General features: G+C 73.3%; 10 protein-coding genes. 4 read left to right on the top strand and 6 right to left on the bottom strand.

The window, feature by feature from the left end:
- Positions 1–50 precede the first annotated feature (50 nt).
- From IT293_07745 to lnt, 4 genes are all read right to left on the bottom strand, one after another.
- On the bottom strand, positions 51–446 hold the full coding sequence (locus IT293_07745) for a type II toxin-antitoxin system VapC family toxin (GenBank protein ID MCC6764541.1): 396 nt from the start codon (positions 444–446) through the stop codon (positions 51–53).
- The gene (locus IT293_07740; GenBank protein MCC6764540.1) at positions 443–664 is read right to left on the bottom strand and encodes a toxin-antitoxin system HicB family antitoxin; all 222 of its coding nucleotides are present in this window, start codon (positions 662–664) and stop codon (positions 443–445) included. The genes IT293_07745 and IT293_07740 overlap by 4 nt, the downstream gene beginning before the upstream one ends.
- A gap of 102 nt (positions 665–766) precedes the next feature.
- Positions 767–1948: a methylated-DNA--[protein]-cysteine S-methyltransferase gene (locus IT293_07735; GenBank protein ID MCC6764539.1), complete on the bottom strand. Its 1182-nt coding sequence runs from the start codon at positions 1946–1948 to the stop codon at positions 767–769.
- 53 nt (positions 1949–2001) lie between these two features.
- Positions 2002–3537 carry an apolipoprotein N-acyltransferase gene (gene lnt, locus IT293_07730; protein MCC6764538.1) on the bottom strand — a complete coding sequence of 512 codons (1536 nt, stop codon included), beginning with the start codon at positions 3535–3537 and terminating at the stop codon, positions 2002–2004.
- Positions 3538–3623: 86 nt separating this feature from the next.
- Between lnt and IT293_07725 the strand changes: the two genes are divergently transcribed.
- Both IT293_07725 and IT293_07720 read left to right on the top strand, forming a co-directional pair.
- On the top strand, positions 3624–4439 hold the full coding sequence (locus IT293_07725) for a fatty acid desaturase (protein MCC6764537.1): 816 nt from the start codon (positions 3624–3626) through the stop codon (positions 4437–4439).
- Positions 4440–5726 (top strand): class I SAM-dependent methyltransferase, encoded by a 1287-nt coding sequence (locus IT293_07720; GenBank protein ID MCC6764536.1) that lies wholly within the window; start codon positions 4440–4442, stop codon positions 5724–5726.
- A 118-nt stretch (positions 5727–5844) separates the two neighbouring features.
- Here the strand turns inward: IT293_07720 and IT293_07715 are convergent, their stop codons facing one another.
- Positions 5845–6054 carry a hypothetical protein gene (locus IT293_07715; protein ID MCC6764535.1) on the bottom strand — a complete coding sequence of 70 codons (210 nt, stop codon included), beginning with the start codon at positions 6052–6054 and terminating at the stop codon, positions 5845–5847.
- 198 nt (positions 6055–6252) lie between these two features.
- Between IT293_07715 and IT293_07710 the strand changes: the two genes are divergently transcribed.
- A complete protein-coding gene (locus IT293_07710; protein ID MCC6764534.1) occupies positions 6253–7866 on the top strand; it encodes a sigma 54-interacting transcriptional regulator in 1614 nt (537 codons plus the stop codon).
- 84 nt (positions 7867–7950) lie between these two features.
- Here the strand turns inward: IT293_07710 and IT293_07705 are convergent, their stop codons facing one another.
- On the bottom strand, positions 7951–12783 hold the full coding sequence (locus IT293_07705) for an AAA family ATPase (protein ID MCC6764533.1): 4833 nt from the start codon (positions 12781–12783) through the stop codon (positions 7951–7953).
- 117 nt (positions 12784–12900) lie between these two features.
- Between IT293_07705 and IT293_07700 the strand changes: the two genes are divergently transcribed.
- Entirely contained in the window at positions 12901–13554 is a 654-nt protein-coding gene (locus tag IT293_07700; protein MCC6764532.1) for a glutathione S-transferase family protein, read from the top strand.
- Positions 13555–13567 lie beyond the last annotated feature (13 nt).

Genomic DNA, 13567 nt, shown 5'->3' with positions numbered 1-13567 from the left:
CGGCATGGGCGAGGGGCCGCGCCGCATGCCGCAAACGGGCGCGCACCTCCTCAGACGATCAGATCCACGCGCTTCGACATTCCGGGCGCCCGCGCCAGCCTGCGATCGCACGACAGCACGACCGTATCCAGCACCTCCGCCAGGGCGACGTAGACGGCGTCGTACGCCGTCAGGTTCTGCCGCAGCTCCCAGACGCGATCCAGGAGCGGTTCGTGAGCGTGTCGCACCAGGTCGAGCGCGTGCAAATCCTCGAGCGCGGCCGTCGCGGACTCCTGGTCGATCTCGCGATCGCGCACATAGCGACGCAGCGTTTGCGCGGCCTCGATGTCGGCGAGGTGCGGAACGTGCAATCCGAGCGCCGGATCGGCGATGCGAGCGCCGACACGCCGCCCTTGCGCGGTTCCGAGCAGCAGCTCGACGAGCGCGGACGCGTCGAGGACGATCACCTGGCGGCGCGTTCGGTTCGGATGACCTCGGCGGGACGCCGCTTGAGCTTCCGGACGGGACGCGCCTGCAACCGGTCCAGCACTTGTTGCCGCATCGGCCGCTCCAGGGCTTTCCGCAGCTCACGCATCACGTAGTCGGACATGCTGATGCCTTCCATCGCCGCACGGACCTTGAGGCGGCGGTGCAGATCGGGCGGGACGCTACGCAGCTGGACCATCGACACGCGAACCGAGTAGTTTCATCGCTTCTTCATGTCAAGCGGCACCGCCAGATCGCCTTCGTGGGCGGGCCCGCCTCCCCTGCGGCGCCAAAACGACGGCTACAGATCGAGCGCGCGCCAGCAGTACCAGCTCGCGACCGTCCGATACGGCCGCCAGCGCTCGCCGTGCTTCGCGAGCGCTCGCGGCGTCGGGAGCTCGCGCTTCCCGTGCGCGAGCGCGAAGCCCTTGCGGACGCCGTAGTCGTCGACGGGGAGCACGTCGGGGCGGCCGAGGCGGAAGATGAGCAGCATCTCGGCCGTCCAGCGCCCGATGCCGCGAACGGCGATCAGACGCTCGACGATCGCCGCATCGTCCATCGCGCGCGCCTCCGCGAGCGTCGGGATCTCGCCGGCACGCTCGCGGCGCGCGAGGTCCTTGAGCGCCGCGACCTTCGCAGCCGAGAGCCCGGCGCCGCGCAAGCGCTCCTCGGCGGTACGATGGACGTGCTCGGCGGTCGGGCCGTGCGGCGCGCGCGGGAAGAGCGCGCACACGCGGCCGTAGATGGTGGCCGCCGCCTTGCCGGAGAGCTGCTGATGGACGATCGCCTCGGCGAGCGCCCCGAAGACGCTCGGCGTATTCTTGAGGACGAGCGCGTTCGCCGGGCCGGCGGCGTCGATCACGCGCCCGAGCTTCGGGTCGGCGGCTTTCAGATGGGCGACGGCCGTACGCCAGTCGAAGCCGAGGCCCGCGTTGCCGTCGAAGAGCCGTGGCTCGCGCGCCGCGGGCCGCGCCGCGCCTTCGAGCGCGAGCATGCGGAGCTTCGTGTCGACGCCGCCGGTCGCGGTGAAGCCGCCCGCCTTGTTGCCGGCCGCGAGCACGCGATGGCACGGTACGACGATCGGAAAGGGATTCCGCCCGAGGGCCTGGCCGACCGCCCGCGCCGCGCCCGGCATGCCGAGCCGGGCGGCGATCTCCCCGTACGACAGCGTCGTGCCGGGCGCGATCGCGCGCGCGGCCTCGTAGACGCGGCGATGGAACGGCGGCACGCCGTCCATGTCGAGCGTGACCGTCGAGAGGTCGACCTTCTCGCCGGCGAGGAGCCTGCCGATCGCGTCGACGACGCGGGCGACGGCGGCGGGCGGCTCGGCCTCGGTCGCGGCGGGGAAGCGCGCGCGCAGGCGCGCCCGGGTCGCCCGCGGACCGGCGTCCGGGAGCTGGAGTCCCGTGATGCCCTCCGGTCCCCAGGCGATGCCGCAGTGGCCGATCGGGGTGTCGAAGAGCGCAAAGAACGGCGTCGTCATGGCGGGCGACCGTAACACTCCGCCGCGGCCTCGCAATCGGGGGCGCGCGATCGCTATCCGCCGCGGCGTCCGCGGCGCGCGAGCACCGCCACCAGGGTCACCGCCACGCAGCTCCAGGCGAAGGCGTCGCCGAGGCGCGCGTAGAGCGTCCGGTCCTCGCGCGGTGCGACGTCGGCGCGCACGACGCCGCTACGATCGAACGGCAGGACGTCGACGACGCGGCCGACCGGGTCGATCATCGCGGACGGCCCCGAGGTCGACGAGCGCACGAGCCAGCGCCGTACCTCGACGGCCCGCAGGCGCACCATCGCGAGCGCGATCTCGGCGTACTGCCGGCGGCCCACCCACGAGTCGTTGGTGAGGGTGACGAGCCACGCCGCGCCCCGCCGTACGCGATCGATCGCCTCGGCGCCGAGCATCGCCTCGTTGCAGATCATCATGCCGGCGAGCCCGAGCGGGGTCGGGAACGGCGCCTGCGTCGCCCCGGGCGTGAACTCGCGCACCTTGCCGAACTGGCGCCGGAGCAGCGTCGCGCCGGCGAGCGGGAAGTACTCGGCGAAGGGCACGAGGCGCCCCTTCTCGTACACGAGCCTGGTCGCGCCCCGCGGCGAGACCAGGAAGGCCGCGTTGCGGAACTCCTCGCGCCCCGCGTCGGCGAGGACGCGGGGTCCGCCCGTGACCAGCGTCGCCGCCGCGGCGCCGGCAACCCGCGCGAGATACGCCGCGTAGGTCGGCTCGCGCTCGAGGAAGAAGGTGAGCGCGCTCTCGGGCCAGACCACGACCGCCGCGGGCCGCTCCCTGGTCGCGGTGAGCGTGAGGTCGGTGTAGGCGGCGAGGTTCGCCCCGTAGAACTCCGACTTCCACTGCGCGCCGAGGTCGAGGTTCGCCTGCGCGGCCACCACCGGGAGCGCCGGGCGCCCCGGCTTGCCCGCCTCGGTGCGGAGTCGGAACGCGCCGTACCCCAGGACCGCGACCACCAGCAGCGCCGCGATCGTGAGCCCGCGCATCGCGCCCCTGCGCGCGGGCGGCGAGGCCGCCCGCGCCGTCCACCAACACGCCAGCGCCGCGTTGACCGTCATGACGACGAAGCCGACGCCGAACACGCCGGCCGCATCGGCGACCTGCACGACGACCGGCGCCGCCGTCTGCGAGTAGCCGAGCAGCGCCCACGGGTTCCCGAACGGCACGTGGACGCGCGCCACCTCGGCGGCCGTCCACCCCGCGGCGACGACGAGGGGCGTCGCGGCGCGCGGCGTCGCCAGGCACCGTCGCTCGCCGACGGCGAACAGGGCGTACTGCCACGCCGCCTGCCACAGCGCGCAGGCGAAGAACATGGCCACGCCGACGACGACCGATTGCTGGTAGTAGTTGACGACCGCATCCGGCATCCAGGTCCCGACCCCGTACGACAGGGTGACGCCGAGTACGATGCCGAGCCCCGCCGCGCGCCGCCGGGAGCTCGCGGCCACTGCGGCGAGGAAGGGAGCCAACGCCACCCACGCGAGCGGCCACCAGCCGACCGGCGGGAACGCCAACCCGTACAGCGCGCCAGAGAGCGCCGTGAGGCCGACCGCGCGCGGCAGTCTCACCCGCGTCGGCCCGCGGCGCCGCGCGCCGTGACCGCGAGGCGGCCGCGTCGCTTGCCACGCCGCGAAAGCATCGGATACCGTGCGGCGTGGCCGAGTCTCCCGCGTTCCGCCGGCAGCGTGCGGTGCGTTCGCCGCTGCGGCGCGTGTTCCGCCACCCGATCGACGTCGTGCCCGCCGCGCTGATCACGGCCGTGAGCGCGGCGCAGATCGCGATCTTCCTCGGGATCTCGGCGCCGCTCCACGTCCTCGCCTGCACCGCCCTGCTCTTCCCGTTGCAGGTGAACTTCGCCGGCATGTGCCACAACCATCACCACATCAGAACCTTCCGCCAGCCGATCCTGAACCGGGTCTTCGAAGTGATGATGTTCTTCCAGCTCGGCATGCTGCCGTACGTCTACACGCTGCACCACAACCTCGGACATCACCGGCACTATCTCGACCAGCAACGCGACTCGAACCGCTGGCGCCGGCGGGACGGCGGTACGATGGGCTCGTGGGAGTTCGCCTGGGTGCTGGCGGTGAACATCTATCCCGTTGCCTGTCGCATCGGCCGCGATCACCCGATCGTGTTCCGTCGCTTCCGCCGGATGGCAGGCGTCTGCGCCATCGTGCTCGCGTGCCTGATCATCGCCTCTCCCGTGAACGCGCTCCTGGTGTTCGCGCTCCCCCTGCCCTTGGCCCTGGTGCTGCAGGCGCAGGCGACGCACTACCACCACGCGGGCCTCGACGCACGAGATCACTGGCATGCCTCCCGTTCGGCGACCGCGCGCCTCTACAACCTTCGCACCTTCAATCTCGGGTACCATACGGCGCACCACCTGCGTCCGATGCTCCACTGGTCGAAGCTCCCGGCGTTCCACGCGACGATCGCGCACGCCATCCCGCGCGACCTCGTCATCTGAATGGCGGCGGCCGCCTCGATCCCGCCGGCGCTCACCGCCATGATCGAAGCGCTCGGCCGCACGGGCGCCCGGCTCGCGCTCACGCTTCCCGACGGCACGACCCTCGCCTCCGCCACGGGCGCGCCGCTCGCGCGCATCGTCTTCTCCGACGAGCGCGACGTGGCGGCGCTCGCCCGCGGCGACCACCTGGCCGTCGCCGAAGCGTTCCTCGCCGCCCGCATCGACCTCGAGGGCGACGGCTTCGAGGTCGTGAAAGCGACCGACGTGCTGTCGCTCGACGTCCCCTGGGCGACGCGGGCGCTCCGGCTGCTGCGGCTCCGCCTCCCGAATCGGCTCGCCTACAACGCCGCCGCGATCGCGTTCCACTACGACCGGCCCGCCGAGTTCTTCTTGCCCTGGTTCGAGCGCTGGCGGTCCTACTCGCACGGGTACTACGCCGCTCCGGACGACGACCCGAGCGCGGCGCAGGGCCGCAAGATGCAGCACGCGATCGATCGCCTCGGCCTCCGTCCCGGCATGCGGGTCTTCGACATGGGCGGCGGCTGGGGCGCGTTCGTCGAGTACGCGGGCCTCCGAGGAATCCGGGTGGAGACCATCACGATCTCGCGCGCGCAGCATCGCTTCGTCAGCGATCTCATCGTCCGGCTCGGCCTCCCCTGTCGCGTCGAACTCGCGGACTTCCTCGAGTATCGACCGTCGGCGCCCTACGACGCGGCCGTCTTCATGGGCACCCTCGAGCACGTGCCCGACTACCGGCGCGTCGGCGGCTTCCTCGCGCGCTGGCTCACGCCCGAAGGGCGCGTCTACGCCGACTTCTGCGCGCGCGGCCGTGCGCATCAGTTCGCGGCCTTCATCACGAAGCACGTCTGGCCCGGCCCGGTGGCGGCGGTCGATCTCGGGCGACTCATCGGGGTGCTGACCGGGGCCGGCTTCGTCATCCACGAGGTGACCGACGACACGCTGAGCTACGCCTACACCGTCCGCGATTGGGCGCGCGGCATCGAGGCGCACCGAGGCGAGCTCGCGGCCCGCTTCGGCGAAGCGAGCGTCCGCACCTTCCTCCTGCTCTTCTGGTCGTCGTACCACTTCTTCCGCACGCGCCGGACGCGGGCCTACCACGTCGTCGCGGGGAGGAGGCCGCGCGAGGTCGGCGCCGCGAGCTGCGACGATCTGAGCGCGGGGACATCGCCCTCGTGCGCTTCGTCTTCGCCGACGAGGACGGCACCAAGCGGCGCCCCGTCCTGGTGCTGTCGACGGCGGCGTACCATCGGGGACGCTCGGACCTGATCGTCGCATCCCTCACGAGCAACGTCACCCGGTTGCTACCGGGCCGTGACCTGCGCGCATCCACGGACGCCCTGCGTCCGCTGCTCGGCATGTAGCCCGCCGACGGGAAGCCCGCGCGTCAATCTGCCTTGTCCGTGAAGGTGGTCGCGTCCTGCTTCTTGAAGGGCGCGCTGAAGACCGCTTCCCAGCAGATCCCGCTCGTGTCGTTCACGAGCTGCGCGCGCACCGGCGACGTGAGGGCGGCGAGGTTCGGCGGCATCCCGAGCCGGTCGCCCTTCCCCTTGAAGAGGATCTTCGCCTTGCCGGGAACGAGGCCCTCGCGGAGCACGAGTTGCGCGGCGCCGGTGGGCGTGCGCCAAGTTGGATCAGACGATGCCGGCATCGAACGCGTCGAACCTCGGCACTGGCGCGCGCCGCCACCCGGCCGCCGCCACACGGAGCCGGCGGCGGCCGACCGGAGTTCGGCGCTTCCCCGGCCGCTCCCCGATCTGCTACCAACCCCGCCGCACGTCACGCTCACGCGCCGATGCCCGACCCGCCCCCCGCACCCGCCGACTCCGCCCGCTTCCGGCTGCTCTACGACCTCGGTCGCGCCTTCGCGGAACGGGTCGAGCTCGACGAGCTCATGCCCCTCGTGCTCGAGCGGTGCCGGACGGCGCTCGCGGCCGAGGGCGCGACGATCTTCCTCGCCGATCCGGGCGCGCGCGAGCTCGAGGTCACCTACAACGCCGCCGACGCGGCCGATGTGACCGCCAAGCTCCGGTCGATACGCGTGGCGGCCGACCGCAGCATCGCGGGGGCGGTGCTGCGGAGCGGTCGGGCCGAGCGCATCGACGATCCGTCCGCGGATCCGCGTTTCACCGGGGACGTCGATCGGATCACCGGCACCGTCACCCGTGGCATCCTGTGCGCGCCGCTCGTCACCGGCCGCGGCGCGATCGGCGTCCTCCAGGTGGTGAACCGCGTCGGGGGCTCGTTCGACGACGCCGACCTCGGATTCCTGGCCGCCCTCGCCGGCAGCGTCGCGATCGCGATCGAGAACGCCCGCATGTACGCGCGCATCAGGGCCGACGAGGAGCGCCTGCGAACGCAGGTCGGAGCGCTCCGGCGTGACCTCGCCACGCGCGACGCGGAGCGCGAGATCGTCGGCACGAGCCCCGCCATGGCAAACGTCCGCCGCTTGATGGAGCGGGCGGCGACCTCGCCGATCGCGGTGCTGGTCGAGGGCGAGACCGGCACGGGGAAGGAGCTCGCGGCGCGCGCCATCCACCGCGCGAGCGCGCGCGCCGACGGGCCCTTCATCGCGGTCAACTGCGCCGCGCTCTCGGAGAGCCTGCTCGAGAGCGAGCTCTTCGGCCACCGCCGCGGCGCGTTCACCGGTGCGCTCCAGGATCGGCGCGGGCTCTTCGAGGCCGCCTCGGGCGGGACGGTCTTCCTCGACGAGGTCGGAGAGATGCCGCCCGGCATGCAGGCGAAGCTCCTGCGGGTTCTCCAGGAGGGCGAGGTGGTGCCGGTCGGGGACACCCGTCCGCGCGCCGTCGACGTCCGGGTGATCTCGGCGACCAACCGGAACCTCCGCGAAGAGGTGGCGCGGAAGGGGTTCCGCGAAGACCTCTTCTACCGGCTCGCCGCGTTCCCGATCCGCTTGCCGCCGCTTCGCGAGCGGCGCGACGACGTGCCGCTGCTCGTCGATCGCTTCCTGCGGGAGGCGTGCCGGCAGCTCGGCCGCGAGGTGCCGCGAATCGAGCTCGAGAGCACGCGCCGCCTCGCCGAGTACGCCTGGCCGGGCAACATCCGCGAGCTCGCCAACGAGATCCAGCGCGCCGTAGCGCTGGCGCAGCCCGGCGAAGCGATCGGCGTCGACCACTTGTCCCCGCACGTCGTGGCCGCGACGGGCGTGGGCGCGGGTCCGAACGCCTCGGCCGCCGACCCACAGGCGTGCGGGCTCGCAACCGCCGGCGCCGCGCCGGCGAGCACCGCCGCGTCCCTGCGCGACGCGCGCACCGCCTTCGAGCGCGACTTCATCGCGGGCGCCCTCCGCCAGAACGGCGGCAACGTGACGCGGACCGCGCAGGCCATCGGGCTCTCGCGCGTGATGCTGCAGAAGAAGATGAAGGAGCTCGACCTGCGGAGCTCGTAATCGCGAGGTCGCGCTACGGATCGCAGATGCACGGGGACGAAGGGAGCCTCCCCGTCGCCGCACTCCCCGACCCCGACGCGCGCCTCACCCGGCAACGCGGAGCCGCGCGCCGCGCCCGGCGCCGCCGCCCTCGAGCAGGCTCAGCCGCGCGAGATCCCAGCGCAGGTCGAGCGCCTCGAGCTCGCGCCGCGCATGGCTCCACCAGGCGCGCGCGTCGCGGCCGCGGAAGATCGCGCCGGCACCGGACTCGTGGAGCCGCCGCCCGATCTCGCGGCGGACACGTGCCGCCTCGGGGCGCATCCCGAGGCGCTCGGCCTCGTCGAGCGCCCGGCCGAACCACTGAAGCGCCTTCCGCTGCGCGCCGCCGAGCCAATGGAGCTGCGCGGTCGCCGACCAGATCTCGGGACGGAACGAGGCGAAGCGCGCCGCCGCCCAGAGCGCGTCGCGCCTGGCCTTTCGCGAAGCGCGGAGCGGCGCCGCGCGGCTCCCCGCCTGCTCGGCCTCGCTCACGCGCAGCATGAGCCGCGAGCGGGCGATCTGGCCGAAGTGCCACGGGGGGATCGGCCCCTTCGAGAGCGGCTCGTCGGCATCGGCGATCGTCGCGCGCGCGCCGGAGAGGTCGCCGAGGAGCACCTGCACCTTGGCCTTGGTGCCGAGCGCGTGCAGGTTCAGCAGCACCTCGTCGTACCCCTGGAGATACGCCTCGCTCGCCGCGAGCGCCGCGTCGAGCTGACGGCGCTCGGCGTAGAGATACGCGGGACACGCGTGGACGTAGACGGCCGCGAGATCGTACGCGTAGGACTGCGCGAGCGCGGCCATCCAGTCGATCTGCGCGTCGGTCTCGTGCCAGCGGCCCTGCGCGGTGTGCTTGATGGCCTCGAGCCCGACGTGGTGCGCGACGTCCCAGAGCTGGCCGCGGCGCACCGCATCGTCGACGACGGCCAGCGGGATCTCGTGGCGGTCGTCCCAGTCGCCGCAGCAGAACGCGTAGGTGAAGCGCATCATCCGTACGAGGAAGAGCTCGTTGGGGTTCGCGGGATCGGCGTAGCGATCCGCGACGTCGAGGAAGCGCCGCGCGACGTCGAACGAGAGGCCGCCGTAGGCGAAGATGCCGACCATTCCGGCGTACACCATGGCCGCGTTCGGGACGGTCACCGGATCGATACGCCGCATCCGGCCGATGGTCGCGATGCCCTGCAGGAGAAACCGCGCCGGGTCGGCCGTCGTCTGCGTCCGCGCGCGGTCGAACATCAGCTGAATGATCTCGCGGTCGCGTGGCGTCGCGGGCGGCCGGTGACGCGCGCCGCCGCCGCGGAGATACAGGTCGATCCCGACCGGCACGAGCGTCTTGATCAGCGCCAGCACGATGCCGAGCCGCGAGCTCGGGTTCTCCTCGCCGAGGAGCGCCAACGCCTCGTCGAAGTGGCGCGTCGACTCCTCCATCTGGCCGCGGTGCAGATACGCGCCGGCCAGGCGCTCGTGGAGCGCGACTCGCTTCACGGGGTCGCCGCCGCCCGGATGCCGCGCGAGGTAGAGCCGCGACGATTCCTGGAGCAGCTCGAGCGCCTCGACGGGCGCGCCGGCGCGGGAGGCGTCGTCGCCGGCAAGGAAGAGCTCCTCCTCGGCGCGCTCGAGGTCGTTCCCGAGCGAGTAGTGGTACGCGAGCATGCCGTGGTATCCGGGCGCGCCCGGCATGCGGCGCTCGATCACACGCCCGACCCGGCTGTGCAGATCGGCGCGCCGGGTCTCGAGGATCGACTCGTAGGTGACGTCCTGGATGAGGCGGTGCTTGAAGACGAAAGTCCGGACCTCGCCGCGGACCTCGCTCGTGAGGAGTTGCGCTTCGACGAGCGCGTCGAGGATCTCCGGGATCTCCTCGGGCTCGCTGACGAGGTCGGCGAGCACCGGCTCGGCGACCCGCTGCCCGACGACCGCCGCGATCTGCAGCGCCTGCTTCGGCCGCGGCCGCAGATGGTCGACGCGGGCGAGGATCACCTCCTGCACCGTCGCCGGCACGACCATGGACTCGATCGCGGCCGTCGCCCGGAGGCCGTCGCCCGCGACCTCGACCGCGCCCTGCTCGATCAAGGATCGCAGGAGCTCCTCGACGTAGAGCGGATTCCCGCCGGCGCGCTCGGCGATGCGCTCGCGCGAGGTACGGGGCAGCGCGCCGTGGCGGAAGAGCGTGCCGAGCAGCTTCATCGTCGCCGCGCCGTCGAGGGGCCCTAGATCCATCCGCAGCACCCGGTCGGCCGGCAGCACGTCGACCGCGGCCGCCGCGATGCGCCCCGTCGTCTCCGGGAACCCGGGACGGGCCGCGTAAAGGAAGAGCACGGGCACCTCGGACGCCAGCGGCAGGAGCTCCGTCAGGAGCTCGATCGAGGCGCGGTCCGCCCAGTAGAGATCCTCGAAGAACAGCACGAGCGGCCGAGCGCGCGCGACGCCTCGGATGAGCGCGCGCATCGCGCGCACGTACAGGCGGTCGATGATCTCCGGACGGACCTCCGCCATGCGCTCCGCGTCCCCCGGCGGGAGCGCCGCGCCGGCGATCATCGCGAGCGGCGGCATCAGCTCGTCGGTCTCGGCGCCGAGAAACGGCGCGGCCGTCCCGACGAGGCCGTCCCACGTCTCGGACCCCGGTTGCCCATCGCCGCCGAGCAGCGAGCGCAGGAGGTCGACGAAGGGGTGGAAGCGCAGGTTGCGGCCGAGGGCGACCGCGCGCCCTTCCGCCCAGCGCACGGCGCGCCCCTCATCGGTCACGGCGAGCTCGGTGAAGAGCCGCGACTTCCCGAGCCCGGCCTCGCCGACGATGCCCGCGACGCCGCCCTCGCCACACACGAGGCGGGCGACCATGCGGCGCAAGGCCGCGAGCTCCTCGTCGCGCCCGACGAGCTCGGCGAAGATCGTCGCGCCGCGCCCGAGACGCTTGCGGTAGACCTGCACCTGCTCGGAGCGGAGGTCCCAGGCGGGGCCGATCCCGGAGTTCTCAGGCGCAGCCTCGTAGGCGAAGTCGGCCTGCGTGGCGCGGTGGGTCTCGGGGCCGACCCACACCTGCCCGGCCGGCGCCGCGTCCTTGAGCTTCGAGGCGATGCTCACCGCGTCGCCCATGAGCGTGAACTCGCGCAGCAAAGGTCCGCTCACGTCGCCCGCGACGCTCAAGCCCGTGTTGATGCCGACGTGGATGTCGAGCGGCGACGGCAGCGCGGCGGCGGCGTTGTACGCACGGACGCGCCGGCGCATCTCGATCGCGGCGTTGACGGCGGCGCGCGGCGCGTCCTCGACCGCGATCGGCGCGCCGAATACCGCCAGGATGCAGTCACCGAGGTACTTGTCGACCGAGCCGCCGTGCTCGACCGCGGCCTCGTGCAGGATCTGGAGGCAGCCGCTCACCGCGCGATACGCCTCGGCCGGCGGCAGCTGCTCCGACATGCGCGTGAAGCCGGTGATGTCCGCGAAGAGCACGGTCACCCGGCGGCGCTCGGCGTCGCTGCCGCGCTCGATGGTCGCGGCCTCCTGCGCGAGTTCGGTCTCGAGCGCCCCGACGAGGAGCGCGCCGAGGATCAGCCGCGCGGGCGCGCCGCCGGCCCGCGTCTCGAGCCGCGCGCGCACGGCGGGCGCGAGGTCGCGTCCCCCGGTGACCGCGTCGACCAGCGCCGCCGCGTCCGCCGCCGCGAGCGGCCCGACGTCGAGCGCGACGAGCCCCGGCAGCGCGGCGTGGAGCCGCGCCGCCCGCGCCGCGTCGGGGCGCATGGCGACGAGGAAGAGCGCCGGCGTCGCCGCGAGCTTCACTGCGAGCGCCGCCAGGAGGTCGAGCGACGCCTCGTCCGCCCAGTGCGCGTCCTCGGCCACGACTACGAGCGGCCCGCGCGCCGCGAACGACGCCAGCACGGCTTCGAGCGCGGCGGCGAGCGCCGCCGCCGCGTCCCGCGCCGGGATCGTCCCGGCGAGCGCCGCCGCGAGCGCGTCGCGGTCGAGCGGCGGCCATCCCCGAGCCGCGGCCCGCAGGCTCGCGGCGATCGTCGCCGCATCGTCGCCGACGGCGACGCCGATCCCGTCCGCGAGGAGATCGAGGGCGAGACGCAGCGGATCGTCGGCGTGGCTCGGCCGCGCGGCGCCCGCGAGCACGCGCGCCCCGGCTGCGCGCGCCTCGCGCGCCAGCTCGGCGACGAGCCGCGACTTGCCCATGCCCTCGGCGCCCTGGAGCAGCACGAACCGCCCCCGGCCCGCGCGCGCCGCCTCGGCCGCGGCGCGGAGCGCGGCGAGAGCCTCCGCCCGGCCGACGAGCGGCGTTTCGACCAGAGCCAGCTCGTCGCCCGGCCGGGCCCGGCCGCGCCGCGCGCGCGGGACGACCCGGAAGGCCTCGACCTCCTGCTGCTTCCCCCGCAGCACGAGCGATGGCAGCGCGAGCAGCTCGAACCGCTCGCGCGCCCCGGCGGCGGTCGCGGCGCCGATGTGGATGTGGCCGGGATCGCCGAGATCCTTGAAGCGCGCCGCCACGTTCACCGCGTCGCCCATGACGGCGAACTCGCGGACCACCGCGCCGCGCAGATCGCCGGCGATCATGAGGCCGGTGTTGATGCCGATGCGGAGCTGGAGCGGAACCGGGCTTCGCACCTCGCCCGCGTAGCGGGCCGCGGCATCGAGCATCTCCACGGCCGCGGCGACCGCCAAGGCCGGGGCATCGGCCTTCCGGATGGGAAAGCCGAACACCGCCATGAGGGCGTCGCTCAGGTAGCGATCGACGACACCCCCGTGCCGGCGCGCGATGCCGTCGAGCACGCGCATGCAGCCCGTGACGATCGCGTAGGCGCGCTCGATGCCGGCCTCGCTGGCGAGGGTCGACGCGCCGAGGAGGTCGACGAAGACCACCGTCGCGCGGCGCCGGTCGAGGTCGGCGGCGGCTTCAGGGGCTGCCATCGCCGTTCGCTCTATACCAAGAGGCGGTCGAACGTCATTGCTTCAGCCGGCGGCGGCCGTTAGTTGACCGCTCGGCGCCGCGCTGCGGCGCACGTCAGCCTCGGAAGGAGCTCCCCCATGCTCAAGATCTACGGCGCCCTGCTCTCCCCCTTCGTGCGCAAGGTCCGCTGCGTGCTGACCGAGAAGCAGATCCCCTACGAGCTCGTCGCGACGAATCCGTTCGACAAGAGCGGCGACTTGCTGAAGCGCAGTCCGCTCGGACGCATTCCCGCCCTCGAGGACGAACAGGGCCGCTCGCTCGCCGACAGCACGGTCATCGCCGAGTACCTGGAGGAGCGCTTCCCGACGCCCGCCCTCTTCCCCCGCGATCCCTACGAGCGTGCCCGGGTGCGCTGGTTCGACGAGTACGCCGACGGCGGCATGGCCCCGAGCCTCACGGCCAAGGTGTTCTTCCAGCGCGTCATCAGCGCGAAGCTCATCAAGGGCGGCTGCGACGAGGCGGTCGTGCAAAGCGGCCTCAAGGAGCTGCCGACGTTCCTCGCGTACCTCGAAGGCGAGCTCGACGGCCGCCACCACCTCGTCGCCGAGACCTTCACGCTCGCGGACGTGAGCGTCGCCTGCCAGCTCGTGAACCTCCGCCACGCCGGCGTCGAGATCGACCGCGCGAGGTTCCCCGCGCTCGCCGCGTGGTTCGAACGCATCGTCGGGCGGCCCTCGCTGCAGGCGCTCGTCGAGCAGGACCAGGGGTTCCTGTCGCGCTTGTCGGGCTGATCTCGGCGCCCGG

Source organism: Deltaproteobacteria bacterium (assembly GCA_020848745.1).
GTDB lineage: Bacteria > Desulfobacterota > Binatia > UTPRO1 > UTPRO1 > UTPRO1.
Note: the sequence above shows the minus strand (reverse complement) of the source record. Positions and strands in the feature narration are given on the sequence as shown.

Coding starts and splice junctions, on each gene's coding strand:
- IT293_07740 (MCC6764540.1), bottom strand. CDS start 664: ATGGTCCAGCTGCGTAGCGTCCCGCCCGATCTGCACCGCCGCCTCAAG.
- IT293_07735 (MCC6764539.1), bottom strand. CDS start 1,948: ATGACGACGCCGTTCTTTGCGCTCTTCGACACCCCGATCGGCCACTGC.
- IT293_07720 (MCC6764536.1), top strand. CDS start 4,440: ATGGCGGCGGCCGCCTCGATCCCGCCGGCGCTCACCGCCATGATCGAA.
- IT293_07710 (MCC6764534.1), top strand. CDS start 6,253: ATGCCCGACCCGCCCCCCGCACCCGCCGACTCCGCCCGCTTCCGGCTG.
- IT293_07705 (MCC6764533.1), bottom strand. CDS start 12,783: ATGGCAGCCCCTGAAGCCGCCGCCGACCTCGACCGGCGCCGCGCGACG.
- IT293_07700 (MCC6764532.1), top strand. CDS start 12,901: ATGCTCAAGATCTACGGCGCCCTGCTCTCCCCCTTCGTGCGCAAGGTC.